This window comes from Rugamonas violacea, from assembly GCF_016461825.1.
Lineage (GTDB): Bacteria > Pseudomonadota > Gammaproteobacteria > Burkholderiales > Burkholderiaceae_D > Rugamonas.
Genome location: NZ_JAEMNU010000131.1, coordinates 1 through 16,491 on the forward strand (window position 1 = coordinate 1; position 16,491 = coordinate 16,491).

Annotated in this window: 13 protein-coding genes; 9 read left to right on the forward strand and 4 right to left on the reverse strand. The window is 65.3% G+C overall.

Annotation, left to right across the window (positions count from 1 at the left end):
• From H7U20_RS24815 to H7U20_RS24825, 3 genes are all read right to left on the reverse strand, one after another.
• Positions 1–674, reverse strand: a 674-nt coding sequence (locus H7U20_RS24815; protein WP_199761822.1) for a pseudouridine-5'-phosphate glycosidase, incomplete at its 3' end; no start/stop codon positions are given.
• 4 nt (positions 675–678) lie between these two features.
• Entirely contained in the window at positions 679–1,821 is a 1,143-nt protein-coding gene (locus H7U20_RS24820; protein WP_199761823.1) for a carbohydrate kinase, read from the reverse strand.
• A 114-nt stretch (positions 1,822–1,935) separates the two neighbouring features.
• Positions 1,936–2,268: a hypothetical protein gene (locus H7U20_RS24825; protein WP_199761824.1), complete on the reverse strand. Its 333-nt coding sequence runs from the start codon at positions 2,266–2,268 to the stop codon at positions 1,936–1,938.
• On the opposite strand from H7U20_RS24825, the gene xapA reads away from it, so the two are divergent.
• The 7 genes from xapA (at position 2,267) to H7U20_RS24860 (ending at position 11,255) form a co-directional block, all read left to right on the forward strand.
• Positions 2,267–3,106 carry a xanthosine phosphorylase gene (gene xapA / locus H7U20_RS24830; RefSeq protein ID WP_199761825.1) on the forward strand — a complete coding sequence of 280 codons (840 nt, stop codon included), beginning with the start codon at positions 2,267–2,269 and terminating at the stop codon, positions 3,104–3,106. The genes H7U20_RS24825 and xapA overlap by 2 nt on opposite strands.
• A gap of 139 nt (positions 3,107–3,245) precedes the next feature.
• Complete coding sequence (locus tag H7U20_RS24835; protein WP_199761826.1) at positions 3,246–4,439, forward strand: phosphopentomutase; 1,194 nt, start codon at positions 3,246–3,248, stop codon at positions 4,437–4,439.
• Positions 4,436–5,398: a deoxyribose-phosphate aldolase gene (gene deoC, locus H7U20_RS24840; RefSeq protein WP_199761827.1), complete on the forward strand. Its 963-nt coding sequence runs from the start codon at positions 4,436–4,438 to the stop codon at positions 5,396–5,398. Before H7U20_RS24835 ends, deoC begins: the two co-directional genes overlap by 4 nt.
• Before the next feature lie 140 nt (positions 5,399–5,538).
• Positions 5,539–7,926 carry an aldehyde dehydrogenase family protein gene (locus tag H7U20_RS24845; RefSeq protein ID WP_370593248.1) on the forward strand — a complete coding sequence of 796 codons (2,388 nt, stop codon included), beginning with the start codon at positions 5,539–5,541 and terminating at the stop codon, positions 7,924–7,926.
• Between the two features lie 220 nt (positions 7,927–8,146).
• Positions 8,147–9,469 (forward strand): thymidine phosphorylase, encoded by a 1,323-nt coding sequence (gene deoA, locus H7U20_RS24850; protein WP_199761828.1) that lies wholly within the window; start codon positions 8,147–8,149, stop codon positions 9,467–9,469.
• Between the two features lie 153 nt (positions 9,470–9,622).
• Positions 9,623–10,030: a cytidine deaminase gene (locus H7U20_RS24855; RefSeq protein ID WP_199761829.1), complete on the forward strand. Its 408-nt coding sequence runs from the start codon at positions 9,623–9,625 to the stop codon at positions 10,028–10,030.
• 4 nt (positions 10,031–10,034) lie between these two features.
• Positions 10,035–11,255 carry a nucleoside deaminase gene (locus H7U20_RS24860; protein ID WP_199761830.1) on the forward strand — a complete coding sequence of 407 codons (1,221 nt, stop codon included), beginning with the start codon at positions 10,035–10,037 and terminating at the stop codon, positions 11,253–11,255.
• 56 nt (positions 11,256–11,311) lie between these two features.
• Here the strand turns inward: H7U20_RS24860 and H7U20_RS24865 are convergent, their stop codons facing one another.
• Positions 11,312–12,427 (reverse strand): cytochrome-c peroxidase, encoded by a 1,116-nt coding sequence (locus H7U20_RS24865; RefSeq protein ID WP_199761831.1) that lies wholly within the window; start codon positions 12,425–12,427, stop codon positions 11,312–11,314.
• 166 nt (positions 12,428–12,593) lie between these two features.
• Here H7U20_RS24865 and H7U20_RS24870 point away from each other — a divergent pair, with 166 nt between their 5' ends.
• Both H7U20_RS24870 and H7U20_RS24875 read left to right on the forward strand, forming a co-directional pair.
• Positions 12,594–15,617 (forward strand): beta strand repeat-containing protein, encoded by a 3,024-nt coding sequence (locus tag H7U20_RS24870; RefSeq protein WP_199761832.1) that lies wholly within the window; start codon positions 12,594–12,596, stop codon positions 15,615–15,617.
• A 92-nt stretch (positions 15,618–15,709) separates the two neighbouring features.
• Entirely contained in the window at positions 15,710–16,417 is a 708-nt protein-coding gene (locus H7U20_RS24875; protein ID WP_199761833.1) for a kelch repeat-containing protein, read from the forward strand.
• Positions 16,418–16,491 lie beyond the last annotated feature (74 nt).

Consider the following 16,491-nt stretch of genomic DNA (forward strand, 5'->3'; position numbering starts at 1 on the left):
ACCACGCCGCCCTTCAGGCCGAGCTGCCACTTGGTGTGGATGAAGGCGGCCTGCTCGGCGGCGGCGTCGATCTGGAAGTCGGCGTCGAAGCCGCTCTCGCGGGTGAAGAAGGCGGGGAAGCCGCGCTGGCCGACGCTGAGCACCGGCACGCCGTGCGTCTCCAGGTATTCCAGCGTCAGGCCGATGTCGAGGATCGACTTGACGCCGGCGCAGACCACCGCCACCGAGGTCTGCGCCAACTCCTGCAGGTCGGCCGAGATGTCGAAGCTGGTGGCGGCGCCACGGTGCACGCCGCCGATGCCGCCGGTGACGAACACCTGGATGCCGGCCAGCTCGGCGCAGATCATGGTCGCCGCCACGGTGGTGGCGCCCAGCTTGTTCTGCGCCAGCGCGTACGGCAGGTCGCGCCGGCTGACCTTCAGCGCGTCCGGCGCGGTGCCCAGCAGTTCGAGCTGCTCGGCCGACAGGCCGACGCAGATCTTGCCGCCGATGATGGCGATGGTGGCCGGCACGGCGCCGCCGTCGCGGATGATCTGCTCGACCTCGCGCGCCATCTGCACGTTCTGCGGATACGGCATGCCGTGCGAGATGATGGTCGATTCGAGCGCGACGATGGCTTTGCCGGCGGCGCGGGCGGCGGCCACTTCGGCCGAGAACAGGAGGAATTGGTGCATGGGGTCAGTCCTTTGATGGTGCTTGCGGGGGGAACTGCGGCGCGTCCGGGTCGGACTCGTCGATAGTGTCGAGCAGGTCGGCGGCCAGCAGGGGGGAAACGGTGTCGCTGCTGGCCAGGGTCATGGCGGCGAGCTTCAGGCCACGGCGGCAGGCCAAGGTCAGGTCGGCGCCGCCCTGGTAGAGCGACCAGCAGACGGCGGCGGCGAAGGCGTCGCCGGCGCCGGTGACGTCGACCACCTCGACCTGGTGGGCGGCCAGCCAGACCAGCGCCTCGCCATGGGTGTGGAACACGCCGGCGCCGCCGCAGGTGACGATGACGTCCTGCGCGCCCTGGGCGCGCACCTCGGCGCAGGCGGCGGCGAGGTCGGCCTGGCCGGGCAGGGCGCGGCCGACCCGGGTTTCCAGCTCGCCCCGGTTGAGGATCAACAGGCGCAGGCCGCGCAGGTCGGCCGGCAGGCGCGCCATCTTCGGCTGCGACACGGCGACGACAATCAGCGGCGGCGCCTCGGCGCGCGCGTCGGCCAGCAGCACGGCGACGCTGTCGAGCGGCAGGTTCAGGTCGGCCACGGTGAGCGCGGCGGCGGCGCGCTGCGGCTGGCGGCTGGCCAGGAAGTCGACGCCGATGCGGTCGTACAGCGCCATGTCGGCCAGCGCCAGGATCATCTCGCCGTGTTCGTCGAGCACGGCGGTGTAGGTGCCGGTGGCGGCGTCGGCCAGCTTCAGGCTGCCGCGCGTGTCGATGCCGGCCCGTTCGGCGTGCTCCTGCAGCGCGGCGCCGGCGGCGTCGTCGCCCAGGGCGGTGAGCAGGGCGGCGGGGACGCCCAGCCGCGCCAGGTTCTCGGCGATGTTGCGCGCCACGCCGCCGAACACCTCCTCGGCGCCGGCCGGGTTGGAGGTGCCCATGCGCAGCGGCGCCAGGCTGCGCAGTTTGCGGTCCAGGTTGGCGGCGCCCAGGCACATCACCGGGCGCTTGTCGGGCAGCACATAGGCGCGGCCGAGCAGGCGGCGCTCACGGATCAGGCCGGCGATGTGGCCGGCCACGGCCGAGCGCGACAGGCGCAGTTCGTCCGCCAGCTCCTGCTGCGAGATGAAGGGGTTGGCGCGGATCAGCTGGTGGAGCTGGTCTTTTTTGGAGGTGTCGGTCACTGGGCGGCCTGGATAAACATTTGTCCTTCATGGTAAACATTTGTTTTTAGGCTGTCAAACCCCGGCCGCCGCGGGCCAGTGGCGGCGCGGCGCGGCCGTCCGGTCGGGCCTGTTTTATAATAGGCGATATTTATATGCTTTTTGTATAAATGCGGAAGAAAAATGGTATTTGCCATACATATAGACGATGATGCATAGTGGCGTCCAGACACTCGCAAGCTCGACAGATTTGCAGGCAAGCCCCATTCCGCAGCACCCGTTTTGTTGTCGCCGGCGCCAAGCGCGGGCAAAGAATACCCACCGGCGCAAGCCGGGGTCGGAGCCGCCGGGTCCGACCCCGGCACTCCGCCCCAGGGTGGTTTGTAGCGCCGGACCCGGCACAGCAAGCGCCGCCATAAAAATCGAACGTAAGCATTCACGAAACACATCTAACAAGAGGATAACCATGTCTAACAATTCCCCGTTCCAAGCCGCCGCCATCATCCGTGCCCGCCTGCCCGCCGACTTCAAACCGCGCATCGCGATGATCCTCGGCTCCGGCCTGGGCGTGCTGGCCGAGCAGATGAGCGACGCCGTCACCATCGGCTTCGACGAACTGCCGGGCTTCCCGATCAGCACCGTGCACGGCCACGCCGGCGAACTGGTGATCGGCACCCTGTCGGGCGTCTCGGTGGTCTGCATGAAGGGCCGCGGCCACGTCTACGAAGGCTACGGCCTGGGCGTGATGACCTCCGCCGTGCGCACCCTCAAGCTGCTCGGTTGCGACATGCTGTTCGTCACCAACGCGGCCGGTTCGCTGCGTCCCGAAGTGGACGCCGGCAGCCTGGTGGCGCTGACCGACCACATCAACTTCCTGCCCGGCACGCCGATGATGGGTCCCAACGACGAACGCTTCGGCCCGCGCTTCTTCAGCATGGCCAACGCCTACGACGCCGACCTGCGCAAGCTGTTGCAGGACACCGCCGCCGCCAAGGGCATCACCCTGCACGAGGGCGTCTACATCGCCTACGCCGGCCCGAACTTCGAAACCCCGGCCGAGATCCGCGCCTTCGGCCGCCTCGGCGCCGACGTGGTCGGCATGTCGGTGGTGCCGGAAGTGGTGTCGGCCCGCCATTGCGGCCTGAAGGTGGTCGGCGTGTCCGTCATCACCAACCTGGCCGAGGGCCTGTCGCCGTTCCCGCTGTCGCACGAGCAGACCTTGAAGTACGCCGCCATCGGCGCCAAGTCGCTGATCGAGCTGATCCTGGCCTACCTGGCCACCGTGGCCAAAACGCCGCAAGCGTAATTCCCTGGCGGGGCGGCTGGTCCGCCCCGCGGCCATTGCGGGCGCCGCGCCGCCGCCGCGGCCAACCCGGCTTGCAAGCCGGCCGCCAGCGCCTACACTACAGAACACCTTTTTCAACCGAGTCTGATCCGGGTATACCATGAAACGTGCATTCATCCTCCTGCTGGATTCCTTCGGCCTGGGCGCCACGCCGGACGCCGCCAAGTACCACGACACCGGCGCCAACACCTTCGGCCACATCGCCAGCTGGGCCGCCAAGAACGGCACGCCGCTGACCCTGCCGACCTTGGAAAACCTCGGCCTGGCCGCCGCCGCCCACGCCGCCAGCGGCCAGTGGGCCGACGGCTTCGCCCGGCGCGACGGCTTCGCCGCCGCCTACGGCGCGGCGCGCGAGCGCTCCACCGGCAAGGACACCCAAAGCGGCCACTGGGAAATCGCCGGCGTGCCGGTGGAATTCGACTGGGGCTACTTCCCGCGCACCACGCCGTCCTTCCCGGCCGAACTGACCGCGCGCCTGCGGGAACTGTCCGGCGTGCCCGGCTTCCTCGGCGACTGCCACGCCTCCGGCACCGACATCATCAACCAGCACGGCGACGAGCACGTCGCCAGCGGCAAACTGATCATCTACACCTCCGGCGACTCGGTGATGCAGATCGCCGCCCACGAGGAGTCGTTCGGCCTGGAGCGCCTGTACCAGGTCTGCGAAATGGCCTTCAAGCTGGTCGAGCCCTACAACATCGGCCGCGTCATCGCCCGCCCCTTCGTCGGCAGCGCCGGCAAGTACACCCGCACCAGCAACCGCCACGACTACGCCGTCGCGCCGCCGGCGCCGACCCTGCTCGACCACGTCAAGAACGCCGGCGGCGAGGTCATCGGCCTGGGCAAGATCAGCGACATCTTCGCCGGCCACGGCATCTCGCGCGTGGTCAAGGGCGTCGACAACATGGCCCTGTTCGAGGCCCTGCTGAAGGTCGGCGACGAGGCCGGCGACGGCTCGCTCACCTTCGTCAACTTCGTCGACTTCGACCAGGCCTTCGGCCACCGCCGCGACGTCACCGGCTACGCCAACGCGCTGCAGGAGATGGACGCGCGCCTGCCCGAGTTCATCGCCAAGCTGCGCGAAGGCGACCTGGTGGTGGTCACCGCCGACCACGGCTGCGACCCGACCTGGGCCGGCTCCGACCACACCCGCGAACACATCCCGATGATCTTCTTCGGCCCCGGCGTGCAGCCGCGCGCGCTGGGCATCTCGGAAACCTTCTCCGATATCGGCCAGACCCTGGCCCATCACCTCGGCGTCAAACCACTCTCGAACGGAAGCAATCTGTTATGACCATTTCCCCCGACTTCAAGCGCAACGAAGCGGTCGCCCTCGACCTGGGCTGGATCAACCACATTCACGTCAACAAGTCCGCCGCCGACCGCCGCGCCGCCAGCCTGGCCAACCGCCGCTCGGTCAAGAAGGAATACCAGGCGGCCTGGCTGGTCAAGGCGATCGGCCTGATCGACCTGACCACCCTGTCCGGCGACGACACGCCGGGCCGCGTCGAGCGCCTGTGCATGAAGGCCATGCGGCCGCTGCGCGCCGACCTGGTCGAGGCGCTCGGCATCGCCGATCTGAATTTGACCACCGGCGCGGTCTGCGTCTACCACGAGATGATCCAGCACGCCGGCAAGGTGCTGCAGGGCCGCCTGCCGATCGCCGCCGTTTCGACCGGCTTCCCGGCCGGCCTGACCAGCATGGAGACCAAGGTGCGCGAGATCGAACTGTCGGTCGCCGCCGGCGCCGCCGAGATCGACATCGTCATCACCCGCCAGCACGTTTTGACCGGCAACTGGCAGGCCCTGTACGACGAGATGCTGGCCTACCGCCAGGCCTGCGGCGAGGCCCACGTGAAGGCCATCCTCGCCACCGGCGAGCTGGTGACCCTGGACAACGTGGCCAAGGCCTCGTGGGTCTGCATGATGGCCGGCGCCGATTTCATCAAGACCTCGACCGGCAAGGAGCCGGTCAACGCGACCATTCCGGTGTCGCTGACGATGGTGCGGGCGATCCGCGAATACCACGAACAGACCGGCTTCAAGATCGGCTACAAACCGGCCGGCGGCGTCAGCACGGCCAAGGCCGCGCTGCAGTATCTGAGCCTGATGAAGGAGGAGCTGGGCAACGAGTGGCTGGAGCCGCACCTGTTCCGCATCGGCGCATCGAGCCTGCTGACCGACATCGAGCGCCAGCTGGAGCACTACGTCACCGGCCACTACTCGGCCGCGCACCGTCACGCCCATCCGTAAGAGATTGAACCAGCGCGACACCGTCGTTCCCGCGCAGGCGGGAACCCATACGCCGCATGCAGTCCGGCCCAGTATGGCTTCCCGCCGACGCGGCAACGACGGAGGTTCGCACCGCAAGCCCCACATTATTCGGATTCGTCATGCCAACAATTAACGAGATTCTCACCACCATGGACTACGGCCCCGCACCAGAAAGCCAAAAAGAAGCGCAAGCGTGGCTGGAGCAGCACGGCCGCACTTTCGGCCTGTTCATCGACAACGCCTTCAGCGCGCCGGGCGAGCTGTTCGCCAGCACCAACCCGGCCGACGCCAGCAAACTGGCCGACCTGACCCAGGCCAGCGACGCCGACGTCGACCGCGCCGTCGCAGCGGCGCGCCGCGCCCAGCCGGTCTGGCAGGCGCTGGGCGGCCACGGCCGCGCCAAGGTGCTGTACGCGCTGGCCCGCCTGCTGCAAAAGCACTCGCGCCTGTTCGCCGTGCTGGAAACCCTGGACAACGGCAAGACCATCCGCGAAACCCGCGACGTCGACATGCCGCTGGCCGCGCGCCACTTCTACTACCACGCCGGCTGGGCGCAACTGCAGGCCGAAGAATTCGCCGACCACCGCGCCGTCGGCGTGGTGGGCCAGATCGTGCCGTGGAACTTCCCGCTGCTGATGCTGTCCTGGAAAATCGCCCCGGCCCTGGCGGCCGGCAACACGGTGGTGTTCAAACCCGCCGAGTTCACCTCGCTGACGGCCATGCTGTTCGCCGAGATCTGCCTGCAGGCCGGCGTGCCGGCCGGCGTCGTCAACATCGTCACCGGCGACGGCCGGGTCGGCGAAGCCATCGTCAACCACGCCGGCATCGACAAGCTGGCCTTCACCGGCTCGACCGAAGTGGGCCGTTCGATCCGCACGGCCACCGCCGGCAGCGGCAAGAAGCTGTCGCTGGAACTGGGCGGCAAGTCGCCCTTCATCGTCTTCGACGACGCCGATCTGGACGCCGCCGTCGAAGGCCTGGTCGACTCGATCTGGTTCAACCAGGGCCAGGTCTGCTGCGCCGGCTCGCGCCTGCTGGTGCAGGAATCGGTGCAGGACCGCTTCCTCGCCAAGCTGCGCGCCCGCATGGACAAGCTGACCCTCGGCTCGCCGCTCGACAAGTCGATCGACATCGGCGCCCTGGTCGATCCGGTGCAGCAGCAACGCATCGCCGCGCTGGTCGACTCGGCCCGCGCCGAAGGCTGCACGGTGTACCAGGCGGCCTGCGAGATCCCGGCCAACGGTGCGTGGTATCCGCCGACCCTGATCACCGGCGCGTCGACCTCGGCCGCCGTGTCGCAGGCCGAGATCTTCGGCCCGGTGCTGGTGGCGATGAGCTTCCGCACCCCGGCCGAGGCGGTCCAACTGGCCAACAACACCGTCTACGGCCTGGCCGCCTGCGTCTGGAGCGAGAACATCAGCCTGGCGATGGACGTCGCGCCGCAGATCAAGGCCGGCGTGGTGTGGATCAACACCGCCAACCAGTTCGACGCCGCCTGCGGCTTCGGCGGCTACCGCGAATCGGGCTACGGCCGCGAAGGCGGCCGCGAAGGCATGTATGAGTACCTGACCGCGCTGTCCGAGGACGCCCGTCCCGCCGCGCCGCTGCTGGAAGTCAAAGGCAAGGGCAAGGCCGCCGCGGTGGCCGGCAACGACAGCCCGTTCGCCGTCGACCGCACCGCCAAGCTGTACATCGGCGGCAAGCAGGCCCGCCCCGACAGCGCCTACAGCCGCGCCGTGCACGGCGCCGACGGCGCCTTCCTGGCCGACATCGCCGAGGGCAGCCGCAAGGACATCCGCAACGCCGTCGAAGCGGCCCACAAGGCCGGCGGCTGGAGCAAGGCGACGGCGCACAACCGCGCCCAGGTGCTGTACTACATCGCCGAGAACCTGGCCGTGCGCGCCGAGGAATTCGCCGCCCGCATCGGCGCCATGACCGGCAACAAGAACGCCGACAAGGAAGTGCAGGCCTCGATCGAACGCCTGTTCTACTACGCCGCCTGGGCCGACAAGTACGACGGCCTGGCGCACCAGCCGCCGATGCACGGCGTCACCGTCGCCCTGAACGAGCCGGTCGGCGTGATCGGCATCGTCTGCCCGAACGAGGCGCCGCTGCTCGGCTTCATTTCGCTGGTGGCGCCGGCCATCGCGCTGGGCAACCGCGTCGTCGTGCTGCCGTCGGAAGCGCATCCGTTGTCGGCCATCGACCTGTACCAGGTGTTCGACACCTCGGACCTGCCGGGCGGCGTGGTCAACATCGTCACCGGCAGCGCCGACGAGCTGGCGCGCACCCTGGCGACCCACGCCGACATCGACGCCGTCTGGCGCCACGACGGATCGGCCGAGGGTTGCGCCGAAGTCGAACGCCTGTCCGCCGCCACGCTCAAGCGCACCTGGGTCGGCGGTGGCAAGGGACGCGACTGGTATAGTACGGCTCAAAGCGGCGGCCGCGCGGTCCTGGCGCACGCCTCGCAAGTCAAGAACGTTTGGATTCCCTACGGCGTCTAAACCATGTCGTTCCCGCGCAGGCGGGAACCCATGGCACGCTGCCGGAAGCCCGACGTTCGCTTCAACGCAGGCCGTGCATGGGTTCCCGCCGCCGCGGGAACGACAATGCAGGAAGCGCCGACGTTCGCTTCAACGCAGGGCGTGCATGGGTTCCCGCCGCAGGCGGGAACGACAAAAAAGTTGGACCACAATACACATCGAAATCGAAGAAGAGACCACCATGTTTTTACCTCAAGAGATCATCCGCAAGAAGCGTGACGGCGGCGCCATGAGCGCCGAGGAGATCCAGTTCTTCGTCCGTGGCATCACCGACGGCAGCGTCACCGAAGGCCAGATCGCCGCGCTGGCGATGGCCGTCTTCTTCAACGACATGACCATGGACGAGCGCGTCGCCTTCACCCTGGCCATGCGCGACTCCGGCCAGGTGCTGGACTGGCGCTCGCTGAACCTGCCCGGCCCGGTGGTCGACAAGCACTCCACCGGCGGCGTCGGCGACGTCGTCTCGCTGCTGCTCGGCCCGATGATCGCGGCCTGCGGCGGCTACGTGCCGATGATCTCCGGCCGAGGCCTGGGCCACACCGGCGGCACGCTCGACAAGTTCGACGCCATCCCCGGCTACTGCACCGTGCCGGACAACGAATTGTTCCGCAAGGTGGTGCAGCAGGTCGGCGTCGCCATCATCGGCCAGACCGCCTCGCTGGCGCCGTCCGACAAGCGCTTCTACAGCATCCGCGACGTCACCGCGACGGTCGAATCGGTGGCCATGATCACCGGCTCGATCCTGTCGAAGAAGCTGTCGGCCGGCCTCGACGCGCTGGTCATGGACGTCAAGGCGGGCAGCGGCGCCTTCATGCCGACCTACGACAAATCGGTCGAACTGGCCGAGAGCATCGTCGCCGTCGGCAACGGCGCCGGCATGCACACCTCGGCCCTGCTGACCGACATGAATGAATCGCTGGCGCCGTACGCCGGCAACGCGCTGGAAGTGCGCGGCGCGATGGATTACCTGAGCGGCCGTTCGCGTCCGGCCCGCCTGCACGAAGTGACCATGGCGCTGTGCGCCGAGATGCTGGTGCTGGGCAAACTGGCCGACACCGAAGTGGCGGCCCGCGCCAAGCTGCAGGCGGCGCTCGACAGCGGCGCGGCGGCCGAGCGCTTCTCGCGCATGGTCGCGGCGCTGGGCGGCCCGGCCGACCTGGTCGAACAGCCCGACCGGTATCTGGAAAAGGCGCCCATCGTGCTGCCGGTGCCGGCGCTGAAAGCCGGCTACGCCGCCAGCACCGACTGCCGTGGCATCGGCTTGGCCGTGGTCAGCCTGGGCGGCGGCCGCCGCCGTCCCAGCGACGCCATCGACTTCGCCGTCGGCCTGACCGATCTGGCCGGCCTGGGCGACAAGATCGAAGCCGGCCAGCCGCTGGCGCTGGTGCACGCCCGCAGCGAAGCGGCGGCCCAGCAGGCCATCGCCGAGATCCAGGCCGCCTACCAGATCAGCGACACCGCGCCGGCCGCCAACCCGGTGGTGTACCGGGCGATCCGTCCCTGATGAACGCCCGTCGTTCCCGCGAAGGCGGGAACCCATGCACCGCATGCGTTCCCCCCATACGCCGCGCGCAGTCCGGCGCAGTATGGGTTCCCGCCTACGCGGGAACGACTCGAAGTGTCCCGGATAGGGCGCCATGTATGACAAGGAACTGAGATGAACAACCAACAACTGATCGCCGAAGCCGCCAGCGCGCGCCTGAAGGCCTACACCCCGTACTCCAACTTCAAGGTCGGCGCCGCGCTGCTGTGCAACGACGGCCGCGTCTTCCACGGCTGTAACGTGGAGAACGCCTCCTACGGCCTGTGCAACTGCGCCGAGCGCACCGCCTTCTTCAGCGCCTTCGCCCACGGCTACCAGCCGGGCGATTTCGACAAGCTGGCCGTGATCGGCGAAACCGACGGCCCGATCGCCCCCTGCGGCGCCTGCCGCCAGGTGATCCTGGAATTGGGCGGCAACGAGCTGTCCGTCGTGCTGAGCAATCTGAAAGGCGACATCTTCGAAACCACCGCCGGCGCCCAGCTGCCCAACGCCTTCGGCGGCGCCGACCTGAAAAAGAAGTAAGCACTTGGTATTCAAGAAGACCATCGATGTGCAGGCCGCCGTCGCCATCGCGGCGGCCGAGGCCATCGCCGCCAAGACCCAGGGCACCTTCGGTGTCGGCGGCGTGCTGCTCGACCAGCATGGCACCGTGCTGCACTGCCTGCACAACAACGTCGTCAAGCAGGGCCTGATCTTCGACCCGACCGCCCACGGCGAACGCCAGTTGATCGACTGGTACTACGCCGAGCGGGCCAAGGGCAGGGCGCTGCCGGCGCCGCAGGACTGCACCATCGTCACCTCGCTCGACCCCTGTTGCATGTGCAGCGGGGCGATCCTGGCGGCCGGCTTCAACGTGGTGGCGGCCGCGCCCGACGTCAAGGCCGGCATCAACCACGACGGCGCCGCCGTTTTCGCCGCGCTGCCGGCGCCATTGGCGGCGCAGGCCCAGGCCAGTTTCAGCTATCCGGCCGTGCTGGGCTCCTCGCTGTACGCGCGGCGCAGCGCCGGCGCGGCGCCGAAGTCCTTCTTCATCGGCAAAACCATCGCCGAACCGACCCAGGCCCTGTGCTCGCTGGTGTTCGAGGCCACCGCCGAACAGGTGATGGCCTTGTTCGGCAGCGACCTGCCGAAGGCCCAATTGAAGTGCCCGGCCAGCCTGCCGGCCGACCACGCCATCGTGCGCGCGCTGCGCCAGGTGTATCCGCAGGCGCTGAGCTACCGTTGCACGCCGCAGCAGCCGGACGCCGACCTGGCGCCCTTCCTGCGCGAGGCGATGGCGCGCGACCACGCCGCCGGCGGCGACGGCGATGCCGTCGCGCTGCTCGACTCCTTCGGCAACCTGTTGTTGTGCATGCCGGGCCGGCTCGACCAGTCGGGCATCCGCAGCGCCTTCATGGAAACCACCCGCGCCTACGCGCAGCTGCGCTACCAATTGATGGCGCAGGCCGACGCGGCCGGCCAGCAGGAGCTGCGCGCCTACCTCGGCCACCCGAAGGACGGCACCTTCGTTTTCGCGCGCGGACCCGACCCCAGCGCGCTCAGCTTCATGAACCTGGGCGCCTACGGCTCGACGATGGAAGGGCCGCTGCCGGAACGCAATCCGGCGCAGTTCCAGTACGTGCGCGCCGGCATGCCGCAGGACGAGCTGGAGCAGCTGTGCGCCGGCCTGCCGCCGCTGTACCGCAACGTGATCCGCATCCGCCCCGTGCCGGTGGCCGACGCCGCCTTGATCGCCGCGCTGGCTTAGTGCTGGCTTAGCGTTCTTGGCTTGACGTTGCAGCGGGCGTGCGCGGGTTGAGGCATCTACTGGCTGTTCAATGACCTCAAGAATTCGACCAGATCGTTCTTTTCGCCGGGCGTCAGTATCAATGGCTGCCCGGACTCCACACTTCGGTAATACAGCTCCTGCTCAACAGCGTCTTCCAGCGTTGGCACGCTGCCGTCGTGCATATACGGTGCGGTTTGAGCTACGTTGCGCAAGCTAGGCGTCCGGAACTTTCCGATGTCGGCCGGATTGTAGGTGACGACAAACCGACCAAGTTCGGCGACATCCTCATCGGTTAACACGGCTTGATCAAGTTTTTCGAGATTGTCTTTGCTGTTCACCAACCTACTGGTGATGTCCGCGAGGCGAGGAGCGATACGGCGCAATCCCACGCTGAGACTATGAAATTTATTGTCGGTGAACAGGGCATGGGATGTATCTATGGTGTGGCATGTGGCACAGCGCGCCGCGCCTTGGAATAGGACCAGTCCGCGCACGGCGCTGGCCGGCATCGCAGTCTTCTCATTTTGAAAATAGTACCTGTCGAACGGCGAATTTCCGGCGACAAGTGTACGGGTGAAACACGCCAGCGCTCGACTGATGTGTTGAACGTTGATATCGTTCGGCTCGATTCGGAACGCCGTTTTGAATGCCGCCGCATACCCAGCGTCTCGCCGCAGCATTCCCAGCAGTGCCTGCACGTCCTGTATGGCGTGCTCACGCGGATTGAAAAGTGGATCCAGCGCCTGGGATTCCAAATCCGCGCGTCGGCCATCCCAAAACTGTGTTTGATTGTAGGCGGCATTCAGCAGACTCGGCGTGTTGCGCGTGCCCAAGCGACCGTCGGTTCCTTTCGCGACTTTCAAGCCATCGGTGAACGCTCGCTTAGGCTGGTGACAACTGGCGCAGCTGGTTGCACTGTCATGGCTCAGCCGAGTATCCAAGAAAATTTTCCGACCCAGGGCAATTTTTGCGGAAGAGAGTGGATTGTCGACGGGGATAGCTAGTTTGGGCAGGCCCAAGCGCGCTGGCGGGTCTTGCGCAGCTAGCCGCCACGGGAGGCATAAGAGACCGAGGACTATTGCCCACACGATCGTCTGGAACCGTTGTTTGGAATGCATGGCGATCATCACCGTCTCGCTAGTGTAGTTCAACGGTTTCCATTGTATCGAGGGCGTCCCCGGTCTCGTCCCAGCCGAGGTTGACGGAAATCATTGCCTGTGCCGGTTGGGAATTTTTCTTTCTGGAAGTGGATAGAATTACACCAGTCAGTGCTTAACGGCAAGCATTGTGGCCAGTAATCGCAACCAGGAGAACGGCGTGCCAAAATTCCTCAAAGCGTTGATGAAGTTCGGTTGGGTGCTGTTGGCACTCGCCCTGGCGAATCTCGTTTTCCCCGTGCATGCCGCCGAAGGCGGTTCGGTCCGCTATGAATATGACGAACTTGGCCGCCTTATAGGTGTGACGGACGCCACGGGTAACAGTGCGACATATCGCTATGATGCGGCGGGCAACATCCTCTCCATTGTTCGCAACGCCGCCACGCAGCTGGCCATCATGGAATTCACTCCCAATGGCGGTTCTGAAGGTATACCGGTAACCATTTCCGGCAGTGGTTTCAGCGTCTTAGCGAACAAAAATCTCGTCAAGTTTAACCGTACCGTCGCCAACGTCATTGCTTCCAGCAGTACCAAGATTATGACCACTGTGCCGGCAGGCGCGACCACCGGGCCGATCAGTGTTGCGACAACGGCGGGGACCGCCAGCAGTAGCACGGCCTTCGTTGTTGGTGGCGCGCGGGCACCAACGATTGTCAGCTTCACGCCTAGCATCGGCGTCGCCGGTGTGCCGGTAACCATCAGTGGCAGCAATTTTGAGGTGGCATTGAGCAAGGTCAGATTCAATGGCCGTCTCGCAACCGTGAGTTCGGCGGGTTCAAACAATATCGTCACATCGGTGCCGGCAGGCGCCACGTCAGGACGGATTTCAGTTGCCACCCCCTACGGCACGGCGCTCACCGATGCAGACTTCTTCGTTGCGCCTGCGCCATTTTCTGCTGCTGATATTCAGGTTGCTGGCCGAATGGCTATCGGTGAAAGCAAGACTGTGACGCTCGGCACCGCAGGAAAAAAGGGTCTGATCCTGTTTGACGCGCCCGCTGGACAAACGGTCGCATTGTCACTGAGTTCGGTGACACTTGCCGGTGGTTCCGTTTCGATCCTATCGCCCGATGGCAGCGTACTGGCATCGACAGCGGTTTCCGTTTCGGGCGGCTTTATCGATGCCAAAATCCTTCCAGTTACCGGTACCTACACGATATTGATCAATCCGTCGGCCAGCTCGGCGGGCAACCTTACCTTGACCTTGAATGCCGTGCCGGATGTTGCCGGCAGCATAGCCTTCGATGGACCCGCAGTGACTGTAACGACCACGAAGCCGGGACAGAACGCCAGCCTTACCTTTAACGCGACGGCGGGGCAGCGCTTCAGTTTGATATTTTCTGGTGTGAAGTTGGCCGGCGGCAGCTATGTAAACATGTCCGTCTTCAAGCCGGATGGCAGTACGCTTGTTCCAACTGCTTACGTGTCGTCGAGCGGAACGTTCGTTGATGTGCAAACCATACCGGTGGCGGGAACCTATACGATCAAGCTCAACCCGGACGCGATGACGGTCGGCAGCGTGACCGCGCAGCTGTTCGACGTCGGTCAGGACCCGACGGCCACGGTCGCGATTGGTGGGCCGGCAGTGACAGTGGCGACCGCGAAACCTGGGCAGAACGCTAGCCTCACCTTCAGCGCGACGGCGGGCCAGCGCTTCAGTGCGAGAGTGTTTGACGTGAAGTTGGCTGGTGGCGGTTACGTGAGCATGTCCGTCCTCAAACCGGACGGCAGTGCACTTGTTCCGGCTGCGTACGTGTCGTCGAGCGGAACGTTTATCGATACTCAGACCGTTCCGGTGACCGGCACCTATACGATCAAACTCAATCCGGACGCGACGGCGATTGGCAGCTTGAGCGTGCAATTGTTCGATGTCGGACTGGACCCGACGGCAACGATAGCGATCGGCGGACCGGCGGTGGTGGTGGCGACTGCGAAGCCGGGGCAAAATGCCAGCCTCACCTTTAGTGCGACGGCAGGTCAGCGTCTCAGCATGAATGTTTTTGGGGTGAAGTTGACTAGCGGCGGCTATCTGACAATGTCCGTCCTCAAGCCGGATGGCAGCACGCTTGTTCCGGTTGCTTACGTGTCGCCGAGCGGAACGTTCATCGATGTGCAGACCATACCGGTGACCGGCACCTATGCGATCAAACTCGATCCCGACTCGATGACGGTCGCTAGCTTGTCCTTGCAATTGTTCGAGGTCGGGACGGACCCGACGGCAACTATCGCGATTGGTGGGCCGGCGGTGACGGTGTCGATGGCAACGCCTGGACAGAATGCCAGCCTCTCTTTCAGTGCGACGGCGGGCCAGCGCTTCAGCACGAATGTTTCTGGCGTGAAGTTGACAGGCGGCAGTTACCTGAGCATGTCGATCCTCAAGCCGGATGGCTCAGCTCTCGCCACTGCGGCTTACGTGCCGTCGAGTGGGGTGTTCATCGACGTGCAGACCATACCGGTGACGGGCACCTACATGATCAAGCTCAATCCGGACTCGATGGCGGTTGGTAGCGTGGCTGTGCAGATGTTCGAGGTGGTGTCGGATCCGACGGCTACGATTGCAATCGGTGGGCCGGCGGTGACGGTGACGACAGCGACGCCGGGGCAGAACTCCAGCCTCACCTTTGACGCGACGGCGGGCCAGCGCTTCAGCACGATTTTCTCTGGTGTAAAGCTGGCTGGCGGTGGTTACCTGAGCATGTCCATACTCAAGCCGGACGGCAGCGCGCTTGTTCCTGTTACCTATATGTCGACCGGCAATACGTTCATTGATGCGCAAACCATTCCGCTGGCTGGCACCTATACGATCAAACTCAATCCGGACTCGATGGCGGTCGGTAGCGTGACCGCTCAGTTGTTCGACGTCACGTCGAACCCGACTTCTATGATCGAGATCGGTGGCCCTGCAATGACTGTGGTGATCGCCAAGCCAGGGCAGAACGCGAGCCTGACATTCAACGGCGCAGCCGGTCAACCGGCCACAGTCCGCATTACGCGCACGACCATTGGGTGTCAAACAATCAGCTTGCGCAGGCCGGATGGGGGCGCGCTGGTTTCCAGTCTCTATTGCGGTACAACGTTTAACCTCCCATCCCAGATACTGCCTGTCGCCGGTGTATATACCATCGCCATCGATCCAAACAGCTCCAGCATTGGAAGCACCAGCGTGGCCCTTACCAGTCCGTGAGTATCGTGCATCCGCACGAGAGAAAAACCACATCTTTAGATGCCTTGATACTCGGCATCCAACTTGTTTGATTGCAGATCAGGAAGACCATCATGCAAAAGAGAACGGTGAAATTGGGACAGCTATTCCAGTCTTGTGTTGCTTGCAAAGTGCGTAGGGCATTCCTCCCAGGTGGTCGATGGAGATGGCTCGCCAGTATTCTGGTTTTATGGCTCAGCGCAACGAGCCTTGCCCAGCCTGGGGATGGCGCGGCGAGTATAGTCGCGACCGGCTCGCTGAGCGAAATTCTGGCGCCGCAGCCAGCTCTGCAGCAGGGACAAAGTGCGACGCAGTTGCCCGATGGACGCTGGCTGCTACTGGGCGGGTTAGATGAGGCCGGCAATCCGAACACCGAAGCTGTGATGTTGAGCAATAAAACCGCTACCAAAGCGACATTGGAGGCGAAGCCGACACAAGCGCGCAGCGACCACACTGCAACCCTGTTGCCTGACGGTACGGTGCTGATTCTAGGGGGAGTTGATGCCAGCGGTGTTGTGCTGGCCTCCGCCGAGCGATTTGACCCAGCCACCGGGCAGTTCCGTGTGCTGGGGGATCTCGGCCTGATCGCCCGCGCGGGACATACCGCGACGCTACTGGCCGACGGCAACTTGCTGATAAGCGGTGGATACGACCAGCACGCTCACGCCATATTTGAAAGTGAGATCTACCACCCGCTTACAGGAAAAGCGGAGAGTTTCAGCGTCAAACTGAATACCGCTAGAACGAATCACATTGCGGCGCTGCCCCCTGTGTCAGGATAGTTGTCGCGTCATCTGATTTCTCGTAATCGTACAGGGGGCGGAGCAAAGACGGGCAGTGAAACACTATTCAGCAG

Bases quoted from the DNA above. Each gene is read 5' to 3' on its own strand.
- xapA (WP_199761825.1), top strand. From the start codon at position 2,267: ATGTCTAACAATTCCCCGTTCCAAGCCGCCGCCATCATCCGTGCCCGC.
- H7U20_RS24825 (WP_199761824.1), bottom strand. From the start codon at position 2,268: ATGGTTATCCTCTTGTTAGATGTGTTTCGTGAATGCTTACGTTCGATT.
- H7U20_RS24835 (WP_199761826.1), top strand. From the start codon at position 3,246: ATGAAACGTGCATTCATCCTCCTGCTGGATTCCTTCGGCCTGGGCGCC.
- deoC (WP_199761827.1), top strand. From the start codon at position 4,436: ATGACCATTTCCCCCGACTTCAAGCGCAACGAAGCGGTCGCCCTCGAC.
- H7U20_RS24845 (WP_370593248.1), top strand. From the start codon at position 5,539: ATGCCAACAATTAACGAGATTCTCACCACCATGGACTACGGCCCCGCA.
- deoA (WP_199761828.1), top strand. From the start codon at position 8,147: ATGTTTTTACCTCAAGAGATCATCCGCAAGAAGCGTGACGGCGGCGCC.
- H7U20_RS24855 (WP_199761829.1), top strand. From the start codon at position 9,623: ATGAACAACCAACAACTGATCGCCGAAGCCGCCAGCGCGCGCCTGAAG.
- H7U20_RS24875 (WP_199761833.1), top strand. From the start codon at position 15,710: ATGCAAAAGAGAACGGTGAAATTGGGACAGCTATTCCAGTCTTGTGTT.